This window comes from Prochlorococcus marinus CUG1417, assembly GCF_017695975.1.
GTDB lineage: Bacteria > Cyanobacteriota > Cyanobacteriia > PCC-6307 > Cyanobiaceae > Prochlorococcus_A > Prochlorococcus_A marinus_AG.
This window is the reverse complement of the sequence record NZ_JAAORN010000002.1, coordinates 1-24484: the sequence shown is the minus strand read 5'-3', so window position 1 is coordinate 24484 and position 24484 is coordinate 1. Positions and strand designations below refer to the sequence as shown.

Below are 24484 nucleotides of genomic sequence, written 5' to 3'. Positions count from 1 at the left end.
GTTAAGAAAAAAAAATTAATTTATTAAGAACAATTTAAGGTTTAAAAAAAGGTAAGCAAAAAAAGGACCTTCTAATTTGGAGGTCCTTTTAATGTGTATAAAAGTATTAGCTTTCAGATTTAGAAGCTAAATGATGTTACAGCAACAACACCAGTTTCATCAGTTCCGCTATTGTTCTCTTGGTAGTAAACTCCTAATGTCTGTGACATGCCATCATTAATATCGTAGGAATAATATGCTTCGTAAAGCATATCCTCTGTAGCATTACTTGCGTGTAAACCATCTGTTCCTACAGCAAGACCCACTTTACCTGGACCTACTTCATCAAACATTAATCCTGCAAACCAACTTGAACTATTGGTTGAACTACCTTCAGTATCTCCAGTTCCATATCCTATCGAAACAGAAGAAAGTGGAGCATCATCAAATGAGTACGAACCAATTACTCCCCAATAAGTACTATCATTTTTAGTACCGCTTGTTGCAGTTTCGGCTTCAACCATTGCATAAGCAACAGAAATCCCGTAATTGTCTCCGGAATATGCAGCGTTTAAACCATACGCACTAGAGTCTTCCTTCGTCAAAAGTCCATCAGAAGCGCCAGCGATTCCTGCACCAAATGTAAAGCCGTTACCAAAGTCATATTGACCACCAAAAGAAACATCTCCTCCAACTTGATGAGCTTTGTGATCTCCGCAATGTCCTAATTCATCTGTTAGTCCATCGTAAGCACAGGCGTTATCAAAATTTTTGCTGATTTTTAGGGAATCACCAACTTTCATTGTAAGGTTGTCACCTAAAGGAAATGTGTAATTTACATCAATAACCTTAAGTTCATCACTAGTAGGTTCACCAAAATCAAGAACTCCCCCAGTTTCAATTGAAGCATTACCAGCTGCAATACCAACTTCAAGTTTATCTTCGCCAGTGAAACTTGTATCTAAATCAATATCCCAAACGTATTGGAATTGAAAAGCTTCACTTGCCCCACCATCAGTTGCTCCTATGAGAACATCAACTCCACCATCCATAGTTGTTGTTGATGAGAAACTACTAGCTTCAAGTCCATTAACACGAGCTTCAAGTCCATCAACTCTTCCTTTAATAATTGCCAACTCAGAACCAAGCTCATCACTTAGCCTATCTATTGCAGCTCCGTTCATTAAGCCTTCACCACCTGCAATTAAGTTGTTTAATTCAGCAGCAGCATCTAAACGAGTAACTGAGTTACCATTAAATTTTGGGCTATTTGTAAGATCCTTTAATGAATCGTAAGCCAATCTCCTGGGAATAAAGTATCGGATTTGAAATCACCTAAAGATACTAGATTGCTAGAGTTTGAATAGTCACTAAGATCTGTTGAATTGATCTCAGCGGCGTTTACTGCAAAACCTGATGCCATAGAAATGATGGCAGGAGCAGCTATTAATTTTTGAAAAAGTTTCATGAACCTCAACACGTAAAAATGGATAAATATCCAAATCTATGAGAACGAATAAAAGTTAAGAAACGGGTAAGAAATAAAGTAAATAAGAAAAATTTAAAGAGAGTTTAAACTTGTCTTAAATTAAATATAAAAATCTTGTTAATCTTTAGAAATTTATTAAATCAGAGTTAATAATTTACACATATTTATTTTTAAATATATTCAAAACTTAACGAAATAATGCCACAGCTGTTAATTAATTTAAGAAGAGTTTAAGGAATAATTAATAGAAGGCTAAACTTTCAATTAAAGAATATTTATGTATAAATTCAATGCTATATATATGGAGTGTTTAATTTAACTATGACATCCATGAACATAGCTAAGAAAGCTTTGGTTTTCACTTCTGCAGTAGCCATTGCTGCTGGTACAAGTGTTCCTGGCACAAGTGTTTCTGCTAGAACAAGATTAAGTGGTGCTGGAGCATCATTCCCTGCCAAAATTTACACTCGTTGGTTCAAAGATTTAGCCTCTTCAGGTGGTCCAAGAGTTAATTATCAAGCTGTCGGCTCTGGCTCTGGAAGAAAAGCATTTATTGATCAAACTGTTAACTTCGGTGCATCAGATGATCCTATGAAAGATAAAGATATAGCAAAGGTTACGAGAGGTTTAGTTCAAATCCCAATGGTTGGTGGAACTATTGCTTTCGGTTACAACTATGATTGCGATTTGAAACTTACTCAAGAGCAAGCAGTAAGAGTTGCTATGGGTATGGTTAAAAACTGGAAAGAATTAGGCTGTAAATCAGGTAAGTTAACTTGGGCACATCGTTCTGACGGATCAGGCACAACCAAAGCTTTTACTAACTCTATGGAAGCTTTTTCAAAAACCTGGACACTAGGAACAGGTAAATCAGTTAAGTGGCCAGCAGGCGTTGGAGCAAAAGGTAATTCAGGTGTGGCAGGTGTTATACAAAATACTCCTGGCGCAATTGGTTATGTTAACCAGTCTTACATAAAAGGTAATGTCAAAGCTGCTGCACTTCAGAATCTTTCAGGTGAGTTTCTAAAACCATCTGTAGAAGCAGGAGCTAAGGCTCTTAATGGTATTACTTTAGATGAAAATCTTGCTGGTAAAAATCCCAATCCAAAAGCAAAAGGAGCATATCCTATAGCTTCATTGACATGGATACTTGCTTATGAAGAGGGTAATGGTAGAAACACTAAAGCTATCAAACAAGCCTTTAATACATTGTTAAGTGATGAGTATCAAGATAAAGCTCCATCACTTGGATTTGTTCCTTTGAAAGGCGAAATTCTTGAGAAATCAAGAGCTGCAGTAAAAAGAATCGGTAAATAAATCGTAAGACAAACATTTAAAAGGGGGAATTTATTTCCTCCTTTTTTTATGCAAAAAAATATTTTGATAAACCTAATATTAAAGAAAAAAGAATAAGTATGTATGTTGGAACTAATTTTAAAAACGATAATACTGTGGAGATTAAAACTATAAAAATAGAGCTAATTAAAAAGAATTTTGATGAAAAACTATCTTCAATTAAATTAAAGCCAGAGAAAATAACTGCTCCAGGAATTGTATTGATGACTCCTTCGATAAAGTAATTAATCGATTTAATTCTGTTTTTTATGAAGCCTTTCCCAAAAACAAAAATCAATAAAAAGCTTGGTAAAAAAATTGCAAAAGTTGATATAAATGAATACTTTAAAGCTTCATTTATTCCTCCGATCGTAAACCCAGCTTTGTATCCAATAAAACTTGTAGTTAATAAGACAGGACCAGGTGTTATCTGGCCAATCATTATCCCATCTATAAATTCATTATTTGTTAACCATCCTTGTGAGACAACATAATCACTCATTAGAGGAATGATTACTAGTCCCCCTCCAAAAATAAAAAGTCCCGATTTGAAGAAGAAAAAAAACAGATTAAGATAATTTATTAAAAACTTTGAGTTTAAAGAATCCTTCAAAAAATTATAGAATTTAAAAATATCTAAAAAGAGTGTACTACTCAAAAATGAGGTTGTTGAAAATATAGATAAAGGGATCAAGCTGTAAAAATTATCTTTGAATTTCCGTAATAATATATTTATCAATCCTGCAATAGTAAGAATTGTTATGAGTGGAAATTGAATACTATTATATTTGGCAAATATAAGTAGAAATAATATTGAGCTAGAGAATAATATTCGATCAAACTTTAATCTTTTTTTTAATAGAACTAAAGAGAATGAAAAAATAATTCCTGCAATAATAGGAGGATTGAAATAAATTAAATCTGTTAAGAATTTTGATCCTGATCCAATTTGCCAAAAAAAACTAAGAGCTAATACCGAAACGAATCCTGGGATAATGAAACTTATACCGGATACCAATCCACCAAGATATCCATTAATTTTAAGACCTATATATATTGCTAATTGAGTAGATATTGGACCTGGAAGTATTTGACATAATCCAATTCCTTTTTCAAAAGATTGAGTTGAAATCAATTTTTTATTATTGATAATTTCATCTTCGAATAAGGAAATATGAGCATACGGTCCTCCAAAACTTAAAATACCAATTTTTAGGAAAATTTTTGCAAGTTCAATTAAGGATATTTTTGCCATTTAAATATTCTAATTTCAAAAAATTAGTTTTTATGGTGATGATAAGCTTTGTTTGATTGATGGTAATTTAAGACTCGAAATCCAAGATAATAATATTAGAAGTGATGAAAAATAAAGACAATATTGAAGACCAATACTCGGATTTCTTCCAATCATAAATAGTAAGCCAGATAGTAATGTTCCAACTAGTCTTCCAGCAGCATTTGCCATGTAATAGAAGCCAACATTTAAACTGACTTTTTCATTATCAGAGTAGGCCAAAATCATATAAGAATGTGTAGAGGAATTCATTGCAAAAACAAATCCAAAAATAGTAAGTCCTAAAATTATTGCTATCGATGGAGAACTTTCTCTCCATAATGCAACTCCTATCAAAGATGGTATTACCATTAATACGGCACTCCAAAATTGGATAGCTTTACGATCTGGACTTTCTTTCTGGCCCCATATCTTTCTAATTGCTGGAGCCGAAGCCTGAACAATTCCATAACCTATTACCCAGGCCCCAAGAAATAATCCTATTTCCATGTAGTCCCAACCAAAGGCCATATCTAGGAATACTGGAAGAGCTACAACAAACCAAACATCTCTTGCTCCAAAAAGAAAAAATCTTGCTGCTGAAAGAATATTTATTGCATTTGATTTTGAAAAAAGATCATTAAAAGCTGGTTTGGTTTTCATCTTGCCAATTTCTCCAGGCAAAATTAATGTCAATAAAAAGGCTAAGCAGAGTCCAAAACCCATAATTCCTACAGCATTATTGAATCCAAATAACTTATATAAAAGTCCACCTAAGAAAAAGCCAACTCCCTTAAGAGCATTTTTTGATCCAGTTAAAATAGCAACCCATTTAAAAAGTTGTTTTTGGCCAGTATCGTTGCCATCATTTGTCTCTGGAACTACTGTCTTAACAGCACTTTTAGCACTCATTTTGTTTAAATCTTTTGCTATCCCACTAACTGCTTGAGCAACCATAACGTATGCGACACTAAAAATTAACGGCCAATCTTCCTTAACTGGAATAAGCATAAAAAGAGCGATGATTTGCAGGATAGTCCCAATCCACAAAGTAAGCCTTAATCCATATCTTGCTCCTATCCAACCACCATAAAGATTAGTTATTATCCCAAAAAACTCATAAAAAAGGAAAAGTAAAGCAATTTGAAGAGTTGTGTAACCTAGCTCATGAAAGTGCCCAACAACTAATAATCTTAATGCGCCGTCAGTAAGCGTGAACGCCCAATAGTTAGCTGTTACAACACTATATTGTTGAATATTAGATAACTTCATAAAGACATAAATTAAATTTCTTTTTTGATTACGTATTCAGTAAGATCTGCAAGTCTGCAGCTGTAACCCCACTCGTTGTCATACCAAGCGTATATCTTTAATAAATTTGAATTAACAACCATCGTCGATAAACTATCAACTATTGAACTTCTAGAGTCATTTACATAATCTGCAGAAACTAAAGGTCTTTTTTCGTAGCCAAGAATTCCTTTTAAATAAGTTTCTGAAGCTTCTTTAAGTGCCAAATTTACTTGTTCAACTGTCACTTTATTATTTAATTCAAAAACTGCATCTGTTAAAGAACCATTAAGTAGAGGAACTCTTACAGCATGGCCATTTAATTTTCCTTTTAATTCTGGAAAGATCTCAGCGATAGCTTTGGCAGATCCAGTGGTAGTAGGTATTAAACTTTGCATACATCCTCTTGCTCTCCTCAAATCACTTTTATAAAAATCTACTGGGACTTGAGTGTTCGTTACATCGTGAATAGTTGTAATAGCGCCATGTTTAATTGAAAAATTTTCATTAATTACCTTTACTATCGGAGCTAAACAATTTGTAGTGCAGGATGCTGCAGTTACTAATTTATGTTTGGAAGGGTCATAAAGACTTTGATTTATGCCATAAACAACATTAAGTGATTCAGCTGCTGCAACAATTCCTTTAACTGGACAAGCTACTATTACTCTTTTCATCCCTAGAGAATCAAAATAGGGATTTAGTTTGTCTGGCTTTTTATTCTTTCCTGTACATTCCAAAATAATATCTACAGAAGATTTTTCCCAAGGAACATCTAGGTAATTTTTAAAAGATGTGTAGGCTAATTTCTTTCCATCGATTATTATTTCTTCTTCTTTGACCTTTATATCTTTCACCCATCTACCATGGACTGAATCGAATTCGAGTAAATGCGCAGCGGCATTCGAATCTCCTGCTATCTCATTAATGTGAGTTATTTCTATATCAGCTCTATCCCATAATGCTCTGAAAACTAATCTGCCAATTCTTCCAAAACCATTAATTCCAATTTTCATAACTTTGAAATTTTCTACATAAATTATACATCAAAATAATTTGATGCATCAAGATGTTTTGATTAATGAAATCTTTTTTATTTAAGCTATATTTAGGAAAATTTAATTAATTTAAAATTGTTAGAAGATATTAGCAAAGTAAAAAAAGAAAATATATCTAAGTTGATGGTTTCATTTTCTGATCCTTTTAGGCTAGAAATAATTGACCTAATGATGGATGGAGAAGTTTGTGTTTGCGATATTATGAAATTAACTAATTTATCTCAATCAAGAATTTCATATCACATAAAAATTTTGAAGGAAGCTGGTCTTATCGCAGACAGGCAAGAAGGTAGATGGGTGTATTACAGCCTAAATAAAGAATCTCTCTTTTTGATAAAGGAATGGATAACTTCTTTGACAGATTATTCCTCAAATAGAAAACGTTGTTGCGAATAAATTATATTTTAGATTTTATTAATTAACTTCTGATTCCCTGTCATAAGTCATTCCTGATTGTTCCATCCACTCAGCTTTAGTTTTGCAGTTTTGTTTGTGGTTAAAGATGTGAAAACCTTCAATAATAATCATTATGGATAGAAGCAAAACAGGAATAAAATATACAGGGGAAGATATTACTTCTTTATATTTGATTTGAGCAATGAAATCCTTATATTTAAACATTCCCTCAGTTGTTATTCAGTAAATAATATTCACCTATGGTTAAGTAAAGTTAAAGAAAAAATTTTTGAAGAAATTAAGAGAGGCTATGGAACGAATTGAAAATAATAATATCAATAAGTAAGAAACTATAGCGGTCTTAGGGCTGGCTTTGAGTCTGAGCTTTATATCGAGGGAGGAGTAGTTAAAACTAGACCAACTACAAAAGACGCAAAGGAATAAAGCATCCTTAATAAATTATTGTCCTAACAAGAAATAATTTCTATCATGCTTGTTAATTAACTCTGTATTTTGAGAAGGTTTCTACTGCCACTACTGGCTGCATTAGCTTTAACTACTTTTGTTAATGCTGAAGTTTCTGATGAAATGCATAAAAAATGTTTAGAAGCACGAGATTATGCAGGTTGTGTGAAAACTAATAAAAAACTATCTCACAAAAAAGATAAGGAAATTTCAGGGATTGGAATAAGGCTTTTTCTTAATAGTGATACTGCTGAATTAACTATTCAATCTGTAATAAATGATTCTCCTGCTGCTTCTGCTGACATTCAACCAAATGATGTAATTATCAAAATAGATGGGAAATCTACGAGAGGAATGGGTATAACAGAAGCAGTTTCTCTCATAAAAGGACCAAAAGATAAGCCAATTAAGTTAGTCTTATTAAGAGTAAATGAGGCAGGTAAAAAGGAAAAAATAAATGTTCGATTAATAAGAGATACTTTTAAAGTCCCCAACAAAGAATATTTATATGAAGAAGATATGAGAAGGCAATTAGAATTTTTCTTTCCAAAAGATTTAAAAGAAATTTTTCCAGAAAATGAACTTTACCCAAATCAAAAAAAAGGAACCTCAATTTAAATTTTAAAAATTTATGCGACTTCTCCAGATTCTTTGAGTGAGTCCATGATTTTTTTATTTTCATTTTTTAAATTTTCTAATGCAGATTTAGTGAATTGTTCCCTTGCTTCAAACTTTACAGAATTGATTGCTTTTTTATTAGGGAGTTTCTTTTTTCTCTCTTCTTTCATATTTAATTTATTTTTTAGAAAACTCAAAAATAATACATTCTTTTTGATTATTATTTTTGAAAGAATAACGGTTTAAAACACATCTTTAAATAAACTAATTAAATTATCTAAAAAATTTTTACACCTTAACTGCTTCAATAAAGTTAAGCAAATTGGTGGCTTTTATACATTTTTCTGTAATCGTCATGCAATCTTTCAGTTGCTAACTTTCTTTTCTTCATTGCATCTCTAATCAAATCCATTTCATTGAATTTTCGATTGAGAATTGTGAAAGGAGTGATGAGTTTCATAAGACCTCCTATATCTACACTTATATTGTCCTCCATTTTTACTTGAAATTCATAGGGTATTTCTACCCGAGTATTAGTGCTTTGTGGTTGTCACGACTATCTTTTCTCGTTCAGTAGGAGTAGAAATAATTCAGGAGTCAAAAGCACTTCATCGACTTTGTGGACAAGGAAGTGCATACGACTCGAAGAGGGCAAACAAATGCCCTCTTATTTAATTTTTAATTTGAGTAATCATTAATAAATAAATTTTGTTAATAGTTTCTAATCTAGATAATCTATGAATGATGAATCTCTCTTGCTGGATTTAATAAAGTCATGATTGATCTAAAGAGAAATAGTAAAAAAGAACCTGTTAAAGCAACTGGATTAAGAACAAGAGCATCTTCTTCTTATTCTCCTAATCAAAAAGAAGATTTTTAATGAAAGAACCTGCAAAAAAAGTAGAGGAAACTTCTCAAAAAGATATACATCTTTATACTGCTCCAACTATGAATGGATGGAAACCAGTAATCTTTCTTGAGGAAGCAGGCATTGAATATGATCTTACGTATGTTGATTTTTCTAAGAACGAACAGAAGGATAAAGATTACATCAAAAATATAAATCCCAATGGAAGAATCCCTTCTATTATTGATCGTTCAAATAATGATTTCCGAGTTTTCGAGAGTGGAGCAATTTTATGGTATCTCGCCGAAAAATATAATAAGTTCTTACCTAGGAATGCCAATGAAAAATCTATAACAATGCAATGGTTGATGTTTCAAGTTGGTGGAATAGGTCCAATGATGGGTCAAGCGATGTATTTTCAAAGGATTGCTGCTTTAAATGGCGAGAATAATCAGTTTTCTATAAAGCGTTATGTAGATGAAAGTCGTCGTTTATTTGAAGTGCTTGATAAACAACTTGCATCACATGAATTTATCGTCAGTAACGAATTTACAATTGCTGATATTGCTACTTATCCTTGGGCAAGAACTTATTATTGGGCAAATGTCCCTATTGATGGTCTACCTAATTTAAAAGCATGGTTTGATCGAATAGATAATAGAAAAAATACGCAACGAGCACTTGAAATTCCACACCCTCGTTGGGCATTTTTTGGGAAGGGTGATATACGATCTCAAGAGATTGAAAATGCAGAAAACTTTCTAAGTGATGTCAAATCCGTATTAAATGGAAATAAATGAAACGCTTAATACTTAGACAACTTAAATAAGTAAATGGAAAAGGAAACCAATTACGATAATGATGGGTTAGATCCATCCGAAGAATATTTCAGAAAGAAGAAAAAAGGTAATGATGAGGATACCTATTTTCCTCCAGAAGAATCAGAACCTCCACATTATTAATTAATCCACGGAATAGAGCTTATACAAGAATCGAATCTGCAAGAACTATTCTTTCGGAAAATAGAAGTAGTGTATCTGAAGTTGATATTAAAGAAGCTATTGAATTTCAAGAAGAGAGAATTAATGCTTTGGAAGTTAGAAGAATTATTGATGTAGAAGCAAATTAAAAAGTACTCTATATGTAAGGAATAAGGTAAAAAAAATGTCTAGAAATATAATAAAAATTCTTGAAAAAAACTTTTCAGACTTAAAAGCTGGGCAGAAAATGCTTATTTCTTCCCCAGAAAAGATAGCTGAATACATTAAGAATATTCCAGAAGGCATACATAAGACTTCAAAAGAAATGAGATTAGATTTAGCAAAAGTAATGGGCGCGGATAATTCTTGTCCAGTCTCAACAGGAATCTTCCTCAGGAAAGCAATTGAAGAACATGGGAAAGAGATTCCTTTTTGGAGATTGATTGATGAAAATCATCCATTAGTCAAAAAATTAAATTTAGACCCTAAAGAAATAAAATATATGAGAAATCTTGAGGGAATAGATTAATATTGAGTTGGAGTAATTTTTAATGAGTAGAGATCCTAAATAAATGACCCTTGTAAATCCTTTAGCACTTGGAAAAGTCTTAAATAAATATAAGTTAACCCCTAAGAACAAACAGCAAGTAGTCCTATTATCTAAACGGAAAACCGCAACTTGGTCAGCCATACATAGACTTGCAAGAAAACTAGAATTTCAACAGACAGTAACCCAGTAAGAGCAACAGCAAAAACAGTAAATGGAGTATTTAACTGACCTTTGGAATAATCAACCAAATATATTTATCGGTGTAGGTGTAGCAACCGCAGTATTGTTGGGGATTTATATTTTCTTACTCAATACATATCAGTAAGTGGAGAAATTTACTCTTATTAATAAGGACAGAAACAGAATAAAAGTCTTTGAACCATTTGAAGATGTATCGAAACCATCTCCGAGTATTGATGCAATGATGGTTAGTTATGGTTGTGTTTATAAAAGGAGTAGTAAACCAGTTATGAAAGGTTCGAGGGTAGAAACTGTTGAAGCTGCAAGAGAAGAATATAAGAAGTTACTACAGGAGGGTTGGAAGAAAACTTCTATATTTAATAGCTATTTTTAAATAAATAATTAGGACTAGGTACTTTACCAAAAATTTGACTTCATATTTAAATATTTGCTAAATAAGCTTCAAAGTAGAGGTTTAACAATGAAAAAAGACATTTATTCAAATATTAAAGATACAGATGCTTTGGAAAGTTTTTTTGAATGCATAACTTCTTGCAGCATTAATAGTGAAGGAGTGGATTGCACAACAGCTTGTTACACAAAACATCTTGAACCCAAAAATGTTGATTATCCTCTGAAATTTTTATAAGCCAATAAATGAAAAGCTTACTACTTTGAACGCCTAATAATATTATTTCTTCTTACTTGAATATTTGCTTTGATCTTTTCTGAAAGAACTGGAAGATTTGGTGGTCTGTTGCGTGTTCTCAATATATATGGAGTTGTTTGTTGATAATCCCCGCACTTATCGAAGGTGCATCAAATAAAGTCGAAGGTCACTACTGTGGGCTGTTTGAAGGTCGCAAATATCTGACAACTTTATTATTGCCGAGATCTGAACTAATTCAACCTGAAGATGCACACATGGTTTCGAAGTTCCGTGGCTTTTTTATTACAAATCCAACATATTCCACGGAAATTCCACGGATACTTTTGAGACTCTATTTTGGTATATCTGAGATCGACTGCTATGACTATCGGGGCGACAGGATTCGAACCTGCGACCTAGTGCTCCCAAAGCACTTGTATGTAACTTTGAGAAAAATATAAGAATATAGATTATAACTAGACTTTTCTATTGTGTTGGAACGTATTTGAGACTAACTATTGCATCTTACGACCGCTTACAATAGCATGAGGTCGTCACTTAGCTACCCCTCTAGCTACCCCACGAACAACCGAGTGCCAAATGCCTGTCCTACGACAAAATGAAGATTGGGTTATATCTCTAAGGGTATTTATTAGGGATACTCTTGGGAATAAAAATTGGCAGATAACGAAGAATAAAGAGAAGGTAATGTTGGGGATAAGATTTGATGATGGATCGAGAACCTACAAATATCTTCCGTACAAATGGCAACGTGGTAATGCAAACGAGATTAAACATTTTATAGAAGCAATCCACTATCTACACATAAAGAAGAACATAGATATTGATGAAGCATTTGAGAGAACCAAACGTAACGCACCAAAAGATAAACAGCCAAGAAAGAAAACTAATCCAAAGATTCTTTTAGATGCTTGGGCAAAATTTGAAGAATATAAAAGATTAGTAACGGGAGATGTATCTAGTATCAATAATTGGAACAACGAATATGGAGGAGAAATATTAGAAGGGGTTAGAGATAGGGTTATGGGCAAAACTTATACAAGATTAAAAGCTGTTGTTATTGGAGATAAGTTTGTAACTAGAAGTGGAGTAATCGAATGTAAGCCCCCAAGTAATTCCAATGATTTGTTTATAGAGATGGGCAAGATATCAGGAGAAGCTGGATCAAGAATGAGAGCAAATAGATTAACTCAAATAAGAGAATTTTTAGAATATTGCACCAATACCGAGTCTAATTTTTTATTGGAAAGTGAGAATTGGAGTCCTCCGATTAAAGGAGGAATTACAAGATATAAGGGCAGAAAGTCAGAAGAATTAGAAGCAAAAACGGCAGAACCAACAGCAGGAATATCCGATAAGGATTTGTTGAAGTTAATTGATTCTCTACCGATAGATGATACGAGAAGTGATGTTAGAGAAAGAGCTAGAGAATGGGACTTAGCAATAAAGTTATGCGTAGTTTATGGATTAAGGCCAATAGAGATTTTCTATTTAGAAGTTCGTAAGAATGGTAAAGATAGTCTTTATTGCAACTACGGAAAGAGGGCAGGGGTAACAACAACAAAAGGACGAAAGCTGTATCCACTACATAGAGAATGGGCAGAGAAGTGGGAGTTAGTTAAGAGGGTAAAACGTGGAGATAAATTACCCGAATGTAATTCAGGAGCAGGGGAAGGATTTAGAAGTTATTTGAAAAATAATGATGTTTGGAACGAATTGAAGAAAGCCAACTCGAAAGTGGTTGCGAAAAGTTTTAGACATTCCTACGGATTAAGAGCACATGAATTTTATAAGATGCACTTTCGTGATGTTGCTCCAATGATGGGTCATTCTGTCGAGGTACATATCAAAGAATACTCTCGCTATATAACCGAAGAAATATTAGATGATGCTATGGAACGTGCAGAACAACAAGCGATAAATATTAAAAGCGACCGCATTTGACCTCTTGCGGTTGTCGACTTTTCCAAAATGATGTATACCTTTATTAATACAGATTGCTGTATTGAATAAATGCTCGTTAGAGCCACAAGACAATACAGGTCACAATCGACCCAATAGGCACAAAAAGACACGGGGCTGTAAAAAGCACAAAAGACGCACAGAAAGACAAAACATTCGTTCAACAAGGCCACCCATACCTGAGAACAAGTCCAATAACTAATTAAAACAATGCAGACAGCAACTTCCCCGAAAGGGTTGAAGCTCCTGAGCACAAACGAGGTTTGTGAAATCTTTGGAGTAAGTGAAGATACGCTATGGCGTAGACGTAAAGATGGATACTTCGTTGAAGGGTATCACTACATAAGGATTGGTACGTTAAAACGAAGTCAATTTCGCTGGCATCACGACCGAACTTTAGAAGTATTTACTTTCTGGAAAAAGCCTACAAAGCAAGTTTTAGAAATAGCTAAACAAGCTCAGGTGCAGGAAAGTGCGAAATAAGAAAAAGAAGTTCAAGAAAGGAACGATTAGAGTTGTTAATCGTTGGCACAAGAAGAAGCACCCAGACGTAATTCGAAAGAAGATCGACAGGAAAAGTCCAGTTGGTAATCCTTTCGAAATGACGGAGGGTCGAACCAGAGAAGATGTTATTGAAGCGTTTGAAGCCTTCGTTAATATCTTTTGGTTAGCTCATTCGAGGATAGGTTTAGAACTTATCTATATAAGCAATAACTATCCATCTGTTAAGGCTTGGCTTTTGGAGGTTGTTGATTTATACCTCGAAGGGAAAGACATTGAGCTTCAATGTTCGTGCAAGCCCAAAGCGTGTCACGGGGACATACTAAAGGACTTAATCATTGAGTTAGCTAACCGAAAAGCTAAGGGGTTTTTGATTGATCGCACGGACGAAGATGCAATAGTAGATAGTGCACTTTTCTTTGGCAGTATCGAGGAAAGGTTTATAGAAGAAGCTAAGGAGAAGAGGTTAAAAGAGGAGAACGTAGAAAAGTTAGAACAGTTATTTCTATTAGGGGACGAGGATAGTGACAAATAAGCAATTTAAAAATTTATCGAAGAAACAATGTATAGAAATGATTGCAAATTATAGACGTAGTATTAGGGACGCTGAACGATTTTACAAAGAGTGTTTAGAAAGGGAAACTAATAACTATAAGGCTGGAATTGTAGACGTTAAACATATACTTTTAACTAAGTATAAAACAGTTATTAAATAATATTTATTAAGAACTAATTACATTTACTAAGTATAATTAATGTATACACATTTCGTTATGAAAGAACTACAAGACCGCAGGGAAAAAGAAAGACATTTAGCTATTAATACTGTAGTTACAATCCGTGTTTCTAAACCTTTTGCAGCCAACTTACAAATGAAATCTATGATACATAATTCTAATCCAAGCGAAATGATGAGACTTCTTGCAGAAGTTGGATCGAAGCAACTGGGTTGGGATTTAGATAACCCTATTTAAGACAAAAAAATACCCGTAGCTCCAACTACAGGTAAATCAAAATAGCTGCTCACTATTTCTATTAATTACATTATGACACGTCCTGCTAATTTATTTAAGGAGATTGAAGTTTTAAGAACTTTAGACGAATTAACCAAAGAAGAATTTAGAAAGTTTGGTTCGACATTCTTTGAATCAATGGGAGATATCTTTGAGAGTTTACTTTCGTTAGAGATGAACCAACAGACGGACGATTGGACGGAAGATGATTGGGGACTATTCGACAAGTTAGAGGAATTACATTTCAAGTCCTATCACATCTTCAGGAGATGGAATTACGAGGACAAGATAAAAGAATGGAATGATGAACTCTTCGATATAGATGTGGAGGATTGGTGCTATCGGGCAGAGAATTTATTGATGAAGCATTACGGGGATAGATCAGCTTATAGGGAAGCAAGTGCAACTAGATGCGTTATGACCGCAGAGGAATTGGATTCTCTTACAGATGAAGAGTTATTGGAAAGGGATAACGACCCAAAATACAAACATAGTGAAGCAATGAAGGAATATTGGTCACTACAAGGGCAATTTGATCGTATCCCGAAAGATTTTAAAAATGATAGTAAGTGGAATAAGTATTGGAAAGTAGCTATTGGACTTCTTACAGCTTTAGACGCACACGCTGATCCATATAACGAAGAATGGAATAAGGAGATTGAATATAAAGCGGAAGAGTACAACAATCCAAAGTTGTTGAATCGTATTAGATCAGGGGAGAACGAAATAGAACCAATAGAAGAATTTAAGGCTCGTTTATTACTAGATAAGTTCCACGCAGAATTTGGAATTTGTGCAAGATTGATTAGATCAACAGTTAAAGACCCCGAAAATCCAGAGGAAAAAGATTTTCTAACATCAATCGAGGAAATTGATTTTCTTAAGAGGTGTTATTGGTCAGCAGATAAAGAATTGGTAGATAAAGTTGAATATCAAAGATACATAGAAAAGTTATATAAAGCGATTGCCGACAACGATATAAACCGAGAGATGGAGTTGAAAAGAGAGTGCTTTATGAAGTTTGGTGCAAAGTCAGATTTACAGGAAAAGCATTGTTATGACCTATTGCAAAGTAAATGTTTGGGACGTAATACGATTACAGCCAAACCAAGAAAGAGAAGGAATGTTCGATTAACTGGAACGGGTATTGATTGGGCTTTGTGTGGCTTTGCAATAGCAAATGATGTGAATGTGCATTGGGGCGAAAGAGGATCAGGAAAGACACGATTAGCGTTGGAGATTGCTTATTCGTTAATGACAGGAGATTCTTTTTTGGATCGAAATATTAAACCTGAACCAACCAAAGTTTTATACATTGCTTCGGATAGTGGTAGAGCACCAATCGAAGAAGAGTTGGAAGCTGCTGGATTACATACCGAATTTAGTGAGCACGAAAATTGGGAGCTTTGGTGTCACGATCCAGAAAGCCAACAAGAAGCGTGGGGTGTTGATCTTAGATCGAGGATTGAACTATATGAATGGGCTAAAGAAAATAAGGGTGCTTGTATTATTCAGGATTCTGCAAAAGCTATCTTTGGCCGAGAAGATAATCTCGATTACACCAACAATAAAGACGTAACCCAATATCTACTCTTTTTGAAAGAAGTTATTGCACCATATTGCACGATTATTGTTTGTGCACATGATGGATCAGCTAGTGGAAGATCAGGAGGTGCGAAAGCGTGGGAGGAAATACCAAGTTTTATTCTCGGAATAGTTAAGCCTAAAGATGAAGAAGGGAATCAAGTATCCGACAGAAGGATAATAACTATCCACAAAAGCAGGAAAGGAGATGAAAGGAGGTTGAATTATGAGATTGGAGAAGATGGACGATTGAAATGTTGTGATGGGACAGAAATTATCAATGATGTATCGGGACTTATCTATAAATTTATGCAGGAGTGCAAAAGCAACAATAAAAATAACGTAAGCGTTGATGAAATATTCTTAGCGGTTAAACAAACTAAGAAATGGACTGCTAAAGGTACTGTTTCGAATAATTTAAGCCGAATGAGTACTGGAAAGATGCCAAAACTTCAAAAAGTACCCAACAAAAAGGGAATGTATAGGATTAATCCTTACTACACGAGGTCAATTAACTCTAAGTAGGCTCATTCTGGAAATTAATTAAGATAAGCTCTTCCATTGGTACGACTATTGTTAGCAAATCATCTTCATCTTAATGCTCGTGAAGTTGTTGCCGAATTACGTTCCAGCACAATCAATCTCAGCGTATACTTAACGAATTAATTTTCTATCCTTTTTCCGTAATACGTTCCAGCAGAAGGGAAATGATAATCTTAATTAACTTTATATATACCCCCGTAAAGGTAGTCTTTGGAACGATTCTCGGATTTTTCGTTATTTAAAAGTACGCTAAAATTGTATAGAAAAAAATAATTGGGGAATTGTTTAATGAAGTTCGATACAAAGATGGAAAGAATGAGAAATAGGCTAGATGCAATTACTTTCGTACAACGACCTCCAACCCTATCAATGAAGATAATCGGGGCTAATGATCCACAACCAGAGTTCAATCAATGGGAGCTTGTGGTTCGTGTAGAGGAAAAAGACCCCGACTTATTAACAGAGAAGATGCCCGAAGGACTTGAAGAAGTTAACTAAGCAAATTTATTAGTGGCATTGACCATATCTTCGTCCTTAACTTCTAAATATCCTGCAAGAGTATCCATAGAAGCATGACCACTTACCGCCATTAAGTGTCTTGTTGGTACGCCAGCGTTATGTGCACTTGTAAGGCTCGTCCTCCTGAATGAATGACTAGAAGCACCCTGAAGGTTAGTTCGTTCAATGGCGGCCTTTAAAGCGTGTTGAAAACCTCGAACACTAAAATGCTCGTTTGGATTTCTAGACTTGAATAAATAACAATTAGGCTCGGTACTTTCGGCCTTTAAATACCAACAATCTTCTTTATATTGCATTAATTCGTTCATTAAGTCTCGTGAAACGGGAATTTCTCTTGGCTTCAACTTTCCTTTTGTAATTTCTTTTGGAAAGTAAATAGCAGGATAATAATTATCAGGTCTTAAATCTTCCCATTTGAGTTGACAGGCTTCGGAGATTCTACAAGCTGTATTTCTACAGATAGATGCAATTAGTTTGTGATGTTTTTGAGGTAAGTTTGATATCAGATTATCTAGTTGGTTCGTATCTAATACCTTCGACTTACCCTTACGATTAGTTTTAGACATTTGTAAGGTTAGTAATTTTAAAGAGAATACAGACACAAGCTGTAGCAACGCTTGTCGTCTTACTACAATTATACGTCACATACGCAGACGATATCAGACAACCGCAAACAATATGTGTTTAGTATTAGTTATTAATTAAGCAAAAAAGATAACAAATAAAGATATTATTATTGCTGATAAATTATCGTTATTAAATAATAAATAGTGATATTAATATTACCTATCTGTAACACAGGGGGAGGATTCGAAAGTGTCAGAATCCAGTTCGTTAGTCACGGGACTTACTGATAAATATAATATAACATTATTTACTAATATTGCCAACGAATACGACCGCAAAGTAATAAATAAGGGGTAAATGTATACCTACTAAATAATATTTAGTGTAAGATTTAGATATGGAATACGAATACGACAAAGATAGCTTTATGCGACCTGAGCAAATCCTTTACAGGAGATGCGAGCAATGTGCCAAAAAGCTATTTCCGTATAACACCAACGATCAAATTACTTGGACTGATTGGTGTTGGGAGAAATGTAGAGACAACAAAGTATCACCAGATAAGTTGATGTTGGATCGTTCTCCGAATATTAATTCCCTGCATCAACAACGACCAATTAAACCTTTCTATTACTAATTATGGATATACCAATGATTGATAATACTTCCGCTTACATTGATGTATGCAATAAGGCAGGACTTCCAATAAATAAGATGCCAAAGAAGGGAGATGATATTCCACTTGCTTATGAGATGGCAATGAAGGAATTTAATCCTTATCTATACCAAAACTTAGTCCAACCTGATCCAACAGAACTTCCAGCAGATGTTTTGGATCGACATAATAGACAAGCCTATTGGACTACAGATGTTGAAGCACTAGAAGCAAAAGGATTTACGGGTACTGCTGCAAATCTAAGAAAGCAAATGGAAGAGGGTAGGAGACAAATAGAAGAGAATAAATTAAAAGAAATGATTGCTAGAAATAACGCTAGAGAAGAAGCTATTAGAAATAAGCCACAAGGATTTCACCCAACAAAAAATATAAGTTTTAATTCTCCTGAAGCACAAAAAGCTCGTAGACAATGGGGGTTATCTGACGATATCGGGTTAGGTGCATAAAGTTGCTAATAGAAGATAAGAAAAGAGATAAAAAAGGTAGACCACATATAACCGAAGTACCACTTCCCGAAGATATTATTCTTGCGTTGAAGTTTAGGGGGCAGGGGTTCAACTGGAAAGAATCAGCAGAACGAGCCAACACAAATTACAAAAGACTTCGGGAGTATGTAAAACAGCACCCAGACTGTAAGACGTACCAAAAAGATATTAGAAATACAAAACTAGAGGAAAGAGATAACTTATTGATTGATAGTGCACCCGAAGCTGTAAAGACTTTACGGGATATTATGAGAGATCCACGCAATAGAGCTTATACAAGAATCGAAGCTGCAAGAACTATTCTTTCGGAAAATAGAAGTAGCGTATCTGAAGTTGATATTAAAGAAGCTATTGAGTTCCAAGAAGAAAGAATTAATGCTTTGGAAGGTAAAAGAATTATTGAAATAGAAGCTGAGTGAAGTTATCTTTTTAAATAATAATCATGAATATGATTTTAATTATCAAAATATTATTTAAAAGGTTTGTTATTGTGTTGCTAAATAATATTCATGAACATGATTATCATTTTTAAATTTTGTTAAATAATATATTTTTGAATTAAATAAAAATGATAATCGTTTTTTTATTTTAATTTTATGAAATGTATAAATTATTACTAGCGTTGCTATTTAGTCATATATTGTTTATATTTAGAAATAAATTTTTAAATTATGGTTATTACTTTTACAAAACATTTATTAACAGATACTTTGATTTTAAACGAGAAAGAAGTTTGTCCAGGTTGCGGTTGTGTTTGTCCTTGCGAATGTACAGATTGTGAAGAATGTTCATCATGCAAAGATCATTAATTTAAATAGAAAAATGAATTCTAAAAATTTTTTTCATAAGAACTTAAAAGTCTCTTTAATAATCTTCCCTATATATTTGTTTTTTATGAGTATCTATAATCCAGTATTTGCTCATCATCCATTTGGTATGGGTGAGAGTTCCACATTAACTTCCTGGCAGGGATTTATCAGTGGTATTGGTCATCCCTTATTAGGTCCAGACCATCTCCTTTTTATTTTGGCAATAAGTCTTATTGGATTGAGATTCCCAAAAAAATGGATATTACCTTTATTAGGTTTTGGTTTAATTGGAAGTGCTATTGCGCAAATTTTGTCATTGCCAGAATTTATGATTCCCTACGCAGAAGCATTAGTATCTTTAAGCTTAGTTTTAGAAAGTTTGATAATTTTGGGCTATTTACCTAGCTCATTACTTTTACCCATGATCTCTTTGCATGGTTACTTGATAGGAGGTGCAATTGTTGGTGCTGAGCAAAGTCCTCTATTAAGTTACTTTTTAGGAATATTTATAGGGCAAGGATCTTTGCTCTTAATAGTCCTATACTTATCAGAGCATATTGGAAAAATTTTAAAGAATAAAAATTTGGTTTCGGGAATTTTAATTGGTATTGGAGCAGCCTTTTCATGGGTTGCACTTATTGATTAATAAGTGTTCTAAAATTTTCGGGGATCAACCTAATTGATGGAATTGTCAATAATAGGCACTAGATAAGTAAGTGACGATCGCAACAACTGTATCCTAGCTACCCCTCTAGCTACCTTTTCGCAATATGAGACAAGTTATATTATTTCTAATCTATTGGTATGACTGATCGGGGCGACAGGATTCGAACCTGCGACCTAGTGCTCCCAAAGCACCCGCGCTACCAAGCTGCGCCACGCCCCGCTCATAAGATTTTAGTTCATAACAGTCATCTAGAAAAGACTAAAATGCTAAATAGTACATAAAAACACTTTTTTGGCTAGAAAATAATTTTTGATGCTAATTTATCTATATTTTATATTGATATGTATTAAACAAATTATAGTAACTATATTAATCTTTTTTTTAATACCTAATTATCTCCCCCCCAAGTTAAAAGATAATTATTTATGTGAGTTAACGGAATCTCATTATATATTGAGGCATTTCTTAAAATATTCAAAAGCTCTTTTTGACTGTGATTTTTTATTTTTCCGAATTTTCCACTTACTCCGCTATTCATCAACATGAACCCTTTTTTTGTCTTGTTTAAAATTTTATTTATATAGATTTCTTGAATTGCCTTAGGTAATTCGCTGAAGGCATAATTACTAATGCAAAAGTCCCATGAATTTCTACACTTGAATGAGTCTTCTTTTATTGTTGAGATAGTATATGTGGTGCTGAAATTTGAATCTTCTATAAATCTTTTAATAAGTAGGTTGACTTGCCATAAATCATAAAATGTATAACTTTCTATTTTTATAAGTTGATCAAGAATAATAGCTTGCCCTCCATATCCACAACCAATCTCAACAACATTTCCAATATTTCTTCCTGTTATCTTTTTTATATCTAAGGCAATTTTTAGATACCTTAATCCAGTCGTTGAAATTTTATTAGATAAGCCTTTAAGCCTCAAAAGTTTCGGATTACCTACTTTCATTAAAGGTTTAAGAATTTGAAATATCTCATCATCTTTCATCTTGTATTCTCTCCTAATGATATTGAGATATTGTTCACCTTCTTTCCTTGAAACATGTTCAAGAATCCTTGTGTAGTTGTGGTGCCTTCTGAAAACAGAAAAGGTCACAGGATCTAAGGCTGCTTTCAAGGCTAATTCAGGATATTCTCCATTATCAGAGACTGATTTACATTCTTTATAATTAACTGATTTAGTTTTGAACATTAATAATTTGGTCTTCAAAATTGAAAAAGGCAATTTAATTCTTGTATAAGTACCAGCTAATATTTTCTTTAAAAACATTTATTAAAACCATTAATTAGTTATGAGTAATTATATAGTTTTGTCACTTTCTCTAGTTCTATAGATTTTTATAAAAGTAAGAAAGTCTCTTATTTCAATAGGTCTTTTTAGTAAAAGGTATACTTCCAAAGCACTAAGCTGCTCCGATTCCCTTTCAAAAGAACTTAGTTAATAATAGTCATTTATACGAAGATACTTAAATAAATTTCTGAAAATATTTTAGATATCGTAAATTAACTTACTTATACTGTTTTATCTATTAAATTTGTTTATAAAGGGTAATTATCTAAATATAATAAATTTCTTATGAAAAAGTTAAAAGAACTGATTTCAACCTATAAAGATTTTCCTAAAAAAGGTATTAATTTCAAAGATGTACTTGAAATAATGCAGGAGCCTGAAGTCTTCAGTGAACTGATTCATAAAATGTCATCTAGTCAGATTATAAAAAGATCTGAAGTGATAATTTCAATAGATGCTAGAGGTTTTATTTTTGGCTCTGCAATTGCCCTAGAATCCGCTAAACCAATGATTGTTGCCAGAAAGCCAGGAAAGCTACCGGGTGAAATAGTAACAGGAAAATACAATTTAGAGTACGGAGAAAATTCTCTCTCTATACAAAAGAGTTCTTTAAAAAAATATAATTCCTTTGCAATCGTTGATGATTTACTTGCTACTGGAGGAACAGTTGAGTGTGTAGCAAATTTACTTAAAAGAAACGAAAAAAAAATTTCGGGATTATTGACTGTTGTGGAATTATTAACGCTAAAAGGAAGAAATAAATTTAATTTCCCAGTGGAATCATCTATATCATTCTGAATTCAATCAAAGTCTAATCTTTAAAATAGACTTGGTTAGATAATAGGCTTAATCTAAAATTAAAAGTGAAATACTATTCATCCTGTACATATGCAAATATCTAAAGATATTAAAACTCCTTTTGGAATAATTAGTCCGGAGGTGAGTTTATTTCCTATTTATTATTTACTTTTTATATATGGTTTTGTTTATATTCTCCCTTACGGAAAAAGTTTGATAGGCGTAAGTTGGTTTGACTGGCTTAGAAGTGAGGACGGCCCTCTTGAATGGCTTCAGTTTTTAGAATATGTTTTATCGGGACTTTTGGCTTCCTTTATTTATTTAAGACAAAAGAAAAAAAAGGAAATTAACTCTTTTATTTGGCTTCTCATAGCTCTTTTATCTTTTGTAATAGCAGGAGAGGAAATAAGCTGGGGAGAAAGAATAACTGGGATTGGAATCACTACCATTTCTAACTTGAATGTCCAAGGAGAAACAAATTTTCACAATTTACCTTTTTTTCATAATTATTTATTGGACCCAGTTTTCGAAATAAGCTGTATCTTTTTAGGTTGGTTTGGGTGGAGAAAATTTAAAAATGTTTATGCTTTTCCAAGTAAAAAATTATCTCTATACTTTTTATTTGTCGCTCTTTTTTATTTTTATTTTGATATTTCATGGGCTTCAACAACAGAGCAAATTAGAAACGATCAAGAAATTTTTGAATTTCTATTATCAACAGGAATATTTTTTCATTGTGTAGATAATTGTGGAAAAAAATTTTCTAGTTTAAAAAATAAGTTTAGTAATTTTCTTAATTAAATTAATCCCATTGATCCAGCTGTGAATCCAACTGCTAAAAAAAATGTAAATTCAAGTAAATCTCTTGGTAAAGAATTGACAATAAGGTTTAGTTGAGTCATTTAACCTTGTGCTCCTCAGGTTTATAAAGTTTTAAAAAATATAACTAATAAATTTTTTCGTTGAGGTTAAATATATTAAATTTTTCTTTTTTCTATAGAATTCAAAAATTTAAATTTTATTTTTTTACGTGAATCTGTATTGGGCTCAAATATTTTGCTGACTTTATAAAGTTTAAAGTATTTTTTAATGCTATATTCATCTTAATAGTTTTATTTATGTAGACCTGATGGACTATAAGAAGAAATCTCTGAGTAAAATGAATCGAGTTGAAAGTTATGAAGAAATTGATACCAGATTAGCTTCTGGATGGTACGTCGATTCAGTAGGAAGTAAAAAAACAAAAAAATATAAAACTCAAAAGGTTTCATTCAAAATTTCAAAAAAAGTTTAAATTAATTTTTAATTCAAAAACCCTTTAAGCTAATCATTTAATTTCGTTCTATTAATTTTCAAAACTTTTCAAGAAATTATTTCAATGTAGCAATTTAAAAACTGTCATAAATATTTTAAAAATGTATCGGTTGATACTTGATTTTGTGGTTAATTACACTCTATATTGAAGTGTCCTTTAAATTTCGTGTGAGGAAATTTATGAAGCTTTTCAAAAGCTTGCTTATTGCTCCTGCAACATTAGGTCTTCTAGCACCAATGTCTGCAACAGCTAATGAGCTTAACTTAGCTGAGGTTTCTGGTTATTCTTCTTCTGAAGAAGTCCAAAACATTAGCGAATTCTATCCAGAAGATCTAGCTGTTACAAACAGCCGTGTTGATGGATTAGAAGCAAGACTTAACGTAGTTGAAGCTGGTAGTTTCTCTGAAACCACAACTATGAGTGGTTCAGCAGGGTTTCTTCTAGGTATAGCTGATGCTCCTAACGGAAGTGCAGAAGCTCTTATGGGAGAATACCAAGTTGGATTTAGCTTAGACACTAGTTTCACTGGTGAAGACAATTTAAACATTGGAATCGAAACAGGTAATGCTCCTGGTGCGACCAACTCTACCGGTACAATTTTAGACTGGGGTG

32 protein-coding genes, 1 tRNA gene and 2 pseudogenes are annotated in these 24484 nt (G+C 33.1%); 24 read left to right on the top strand and 11 right to left on the bottom strand.

Features of this window, described 5'->3' with window-relative positions:
* Nucleotides 1–119: 119 nt before the first annotated feature.
* Nucleotides 120–1280, bottom strand: coding sequence for a carbohydrate porin (locus HA140_RS06175; RefSeq protein ID WP_245156239.1), 1161 nt, complete (start codon nt 1278–1280; stop codon nt 120–122).
* Nucleotides 1262–1447 carry a hypothetical protein gene (locus tag HA140_RS09380; protein ID WP_245156238.1) on the bottom strand — a complete coding sequence of 62 codons (186 nt, stop codon included), beginning with the start codon at nt 1445–1447 and terminating at the stop codon, nt 1262–1264. The genes HA140_RS06175 and HA140_RS09380 overlap by 19 nt, the downstream gene beginning before the upstream one ends.
* 351 nt (nt 1448–1798) lie before the next feature.
* Between HA140_RS09380 and pstS the strand changes: the two genes are divergently transcribed.
* Nucleotides 1799–2785 (top strand): phosphate ABC transporter substrate-binding protein PstS, encoded by a 987-nt coding sequence (pstS, locus tag HA140_RS06170; protein WP_209040819.1) that lies wholly within the window; start codon nt 1799–1801, stop codon nt 2783–2785.
* A 46-nt stretch (nt 2786–2831) separates the two neighbouring features.
* Here pstS and chrA read toward each other — a convergent pair whose 3' ends face one another.
* Genes chrA through HA140_RS06155 form a run of 3 tightly spaced genes read right to left on the bottom strand, consistent with a single transcriptional unit; the run spans nt 2832 to nt 6382 of the window.
* Nucleotides 2832–4058 carry a chromate efflux transporter gene (gene chrA, locus HA140_RS06165; protein ID WP_209040274.1) on the bottom strand — a complete coding sequence of 409 codons (1227 nt, stop codon included), beginning with the start codon at nt 4056–4058 and terminating at the stop codon, nt 2832–2834.
* Between the two features lie 30 nt (nt 4059–4088).
* Nucleotides 4089–5348, bottom strand: coding sequence for an organoarsenical effux MFS transporter ArsJ (gene arsJ / locus HA140_RS06160; protein WP_209040273.1), 1260 nt, complete (start codon nt 5346–5348; stop codon nt 4089–4091).
* A gap of 11 nt (nt 5349–5359) precedes the next feature.
* On the bottom strand, nt 5360–6382 hold the full coding sequence (locus HA140_RS06155) for an ArsJ-associated glyceraldehyde-3-phosphate dehydrogenase (protein WP_209040272.1): 1023 nt from the start codon (nt 6380–6382) through the stop codon (nt 5360–5362).
* Between the two features lie 117 nt (nt 6383–6499).
* Here HA140_RS06155 and HA140_RS06150 point away from each other — a divergent pair, with 117 nt between their 5' ends.
* Nucleotides 6500–6820, top strand: coding sequence for an ArsR/SmtB family transcription factor (locus HA140_RS06150; RefSeq protein ID WP_306822724.1), 321 nt, complete (start codon nt 6500–6502; stop codon nt 6818–6820).
* Between the two features lie 18 nt (nt 6821–6838).
* Here HA140_RS06150 and HA140_RS06145 read toward each other — a convergent pair whose 3' ends face one another.
* The gene (locus HA140_RS06145) at nt 6839–7045 is read right to left on the bottom strand and encodes a hypothetical protein (RefSeq protein ID WP_209040271.1); all 207 of its coding nucleotides are present in this window, start codon (nt 7043–7045) and stop codon (nt 6839–6841) included.
* A gap of 288 nt (nt 7046–7333) precedes the next feature.
* On the opposite strand from HA140_RS06145, the gene HA140_RS06140 reads away from it, so the two are divergent.
* Nucleotides 7334–7903, top strand: coding sequence for a S41 family peptidase (locus HA140_RS06140; protein ID WP_245156237.1), 570 nt, complete (start codon nt 7334–7336; stop codon nt 7901–7903).
* 11 nt (nt 7904–7914) lie between these two features.
* Here the strand turns inward: HA140_RS06140 and HA140_RS06135 are convergent, their stop codons facing one another.
* Nucleotides 7915–8073 (bottom strand): hypothetical protein, encoded by a 159-nt coding sequence (locus HA140_RS06135; protein WP_209040270.1) that lies wholly within the window; start codon nt 8071–8073, stop codon nt 7915–7917.
* 143 nt (nt 8074–8216) lie between these two features.
* On the bottom strand, nt 8217–8399 hold the full coding sequence (locus HA140_RS06130; RefSeq protein WP_209040839.1) for a hypothetical protein: 183 nt from the start codon (nt 8397–8399) through the stop codon (nt 8217–8219).
* Between the two features lie 279 nt (nt 8400–8678).
* Here HA140_RS06130 and HA140_RS09485 point away from each other — a divergent pair.
* The 13 genes and pseudogenes from HA140_RS09485 to HA140_RS06075 all read left to right on the top strand — a co-directional run.
* Nucleotides 8679–8780 (top strand): annotated as a pseudogene (locus tag HA140_RS09485) (PD-(D/E)XK nuclease family protein); the annotation flags it as partial.
* A 2-nt stretch (nt 8781–8782) separates the two neighbouring features.
* Nucleotides 8783–9550: a glutathione S-transferase family protein gene (locus tag HA140_RS06125; protein WP_209040269.1), complete on the top strand. Its 768-nt coding sequence runs from the start codon at nt 8783–8785 to the stop codon at nt 9548–9550.
* 33 nt (nt 9551–9583) lie between these two features.
* A complete protein-coding gene (locus HA140_RS09440; RefSeq protein ID WP_257469730.1) occupies nt 9584–9712 on the top strand; it encodes a hypothetical protein in 129 nt (42 codons plus the stop codon).
* 202 nt (nt 9713–9914) lie between these two features.
* Nucleotides 9915–10259 (top strand): hypothetical protein, encoded by a 345-nt coding sequence (locus HA140_RS06120; RefSeq protein ID WP_209040268.1) that lies wholly within the window; start codon nt 9915–9917, stop codon nt 10257–10259.
* Nucleotides 10260–10302: 43 nt separating this feature from the next.
* Nucleotides 10303–10470 carry a hypothetical protein gene (locus HA140_RS06115; RefSeq protein WP_209040267.1) on the top strand — a complete coding sequence of 56 codons (168 nt, stop codon included), beginning with the start codon at nt 10303–10305 and terminating at the stop codon, nt 10468–10470.
* Between the two features lie 135 nt (nt 10471–10605).
* Entirely contained in the window at nt 10606–10854 is a 249-nt protein-coding gene (locus tag HA140_RS06110) for a DUF1651 domain-containing protein (RefSeq protein ID WP_075449672.1), read from the top strand.
* Between the two features lie 87 nt (nt 10855–10941).
* Complete coding sequence (locus tag HA140_RS06105) at nt 10942–11109, top strand: hypothetical protein (protein WP_209040266.1); 168 nt, start codon at nt 10942–10944, stop codon at nt 11107–11109.
* A gap of 600 nt (nt 11110–11709) precedes the next feature.
* Entirely contained in the window at nt 11710–13074 is a 1365-nt protein-coding gene (locus tag HA140_RS06100) for a hypothetical protein (RefSeq protein WP_209040265.1), read from the top strand.
* Between the two features lie 228 nt (nt 13075–13302).
* A complete protein-coding gene (locus HA140_RS06095; RefSeq protein WP_079298865.1) occupies nt 13303–13575 on the top strand; it encodes a helix-turn-helix transcriptional regulator in 273 nt (90 codons plus the stop codon).
* On the top strand, nt 13565–14128 hold the full coding sequence (locus HA140_RS06090) for a DUF4326 domain-containing protein (protein ID WP_209040264.1): 564 nt from the start codon (nt 13565–13567) through the stop codon (nt 14126–14128). The genes HA140_RS06095 and HA140_RS06090 overlap by 11 nt, the downstream gene beginning before the upstream one ends.
* 220 nt (nt 14129–14348) lie before the next feature.
* Nucleotides 14349–14567 carry a hypothetical protein gene (locus HA140_RS06085; protein ID WP_209040263.1) on the top strand — a complete coding sequence of 73 codons (219 nt, stop codon included), beginning with the start codon at nt 14349–14351 and terminating at the stop codon, nt 14565–14567.
* A 72-nt stretch (nt 14568–14639) separates the two neighbouring features.
* Nucleotides 14640–16715: an AAA family ATPase gene (locus tag HA140_RS06080; RefSeq protein ID WP_209040262.1), complete on the top strand. Its 2076-nt coding sequence runs from the start codon at nt 14640–14642 to the stop codon at nt 16713–16715.
* 306 nt (nt 16716–17021) lie between these two features.
* A complete protein-coding gene (locus tag HA140_RS06075) occupies nt 17022–17231 on the top strand; it encodes a hypothetical protein (RefSeq protein ID WP_209040261.1) in 210 nt (69 codons plus the stop codon).
* Here HA140_RS06075 and HA140_RS06070 read toward each other — a convergent pair.
* Nucleotides 17228–17818, bottom strand: coding sequence for a tyrosine-type recombinase/integrase (locus tag HA140_RS06070; protein WP_209040260.1), 591 nt, complete (start codon nt 17816–17818; stop codon nt 17228–17230). The genes HA140_RS06075 and HA140_RS06070 overlap by 4 nt on opposite strands.
* Before the next feature lie 640 nt (nt 17819–18458).
* On the opposite strand from HA140_RS06070, the gene HA140_RS06065 reads away from it, so the two are divergent.
* The 4 genes from HA140_RS06065 to HA140_RS06050 all read left to right on the top strand — a co-directional run bounded on the left by HA140_RS06065 (nt 18459) and on the right by HA140_RS06050 (nt 20435).
* On the top strand, nt 18459–18941 hold the full coding sequence (locus HA140_RS06065) for a hypothetical protein (protein ID WP_209040259.1): 483 nt from the start codon (nt 18459–18461) through the stop codon (nt 18939–18941).
* Between the two features lie 2 nt (nt 18942–18943).
* Complete coding sequence (locus HA140_RS06060) at nt 18944–19399, top strand: hypothetical protein (protein WP_209040258.1); 456 nt, start codon at nt 18944–18946, stop codon at nt 19397–19399.
* Between the two features lie 252 nt (nt 19400–19651).
* Nucleotides 19652–19789, top strand: a complete 138-nt coding sequence (locus HA140_RS06055; RefSeq protein WP_209040257.1) for a hypothetical protein — start codon at nt 19652–19654, stop codon at nt 19787–19789.
* A complete protein-coding gene (locus tag HA140_RS06050; protein WP_209040256.1) occupies nt 19731–20435 on the top strand; it encodes a HupE/UreJ family protein in 705 nt (234 codons plus the stop codon). The genes HA140_RS06055 and HA140_RS06050 overlap by 59 nt, the downstream gene beginning before the upstream one ends.
* A 166-nt stretch (nt 20436–20601) precedes the next feature.
* Here HA140_RS06050 and HA140_RS06045 read toward each other — a convergent pair.
* Both HA140_RS06045 and HA140_RS06040 read right to left on the bottom strand, forming a co-directional pair.
* A tRNA-Pro gene (locus HA140_RS06045) sits at nt 20602–20675 on the bottom strand.
* A 169-nt stretch (nt 20676–20844) separates the two neighbouring features.
* Nucleotides 20845–21660, bottom strand: a complete 816-nt coding sequence (locus HA140_RS06040; RefSeq protein WP_209040255.1) for a putative sugar O-methyltransferase — start codon at nt 21658–21660, stop codon at nt 20845–20847.
* A gap of 384 nt (nt 21661–22044) precedes the next feature.
* Here HA140_RS06040 and HA140_RS06035 point away from each other — a divergent pair, with 384 nt between their 5' ends.
* The 4 genes and pseudogenes from HA140_RS06035 to HA140_RS06025 all read left to right on the top strand — a co-directional run.
* Entirely contained in the window at nt 22045–22557 is a 513-nt protein-coding gene (locus tag HA140_RS06035) for an adenine phosphoribosyltransferase (RefSeq protein ID WP_209040254.1), read from the top strand.
* Between the two features lie 90 nt (nt 22558–22647).
* Entirely contained in the window at nt 22648–23358 is a 711-nt protein-coding gene (locus HA140_RS06030; protein ID WP_245156235.1) for a pectate lyase, read from the top strand.
* Nucleotides 23359–23716: 358 nt separating this feature from the next.
* Nucleotides 23717–23851 (top strand): hypothetical protein, encoded by a 135-nt coding sequence (locus HA140_RS09435; RefSeq protein WP_257469837.1) that lies wholly within the window; start codon nt 23717–23719, stop codon nt 23849–23851.
* 200 nt (nt 23852–24051) lie between these two features.
* A pseudogene (locus HA140_RS06025) lies at nt 24052–24484 on the top strand (porin); the annotation flags it as partial.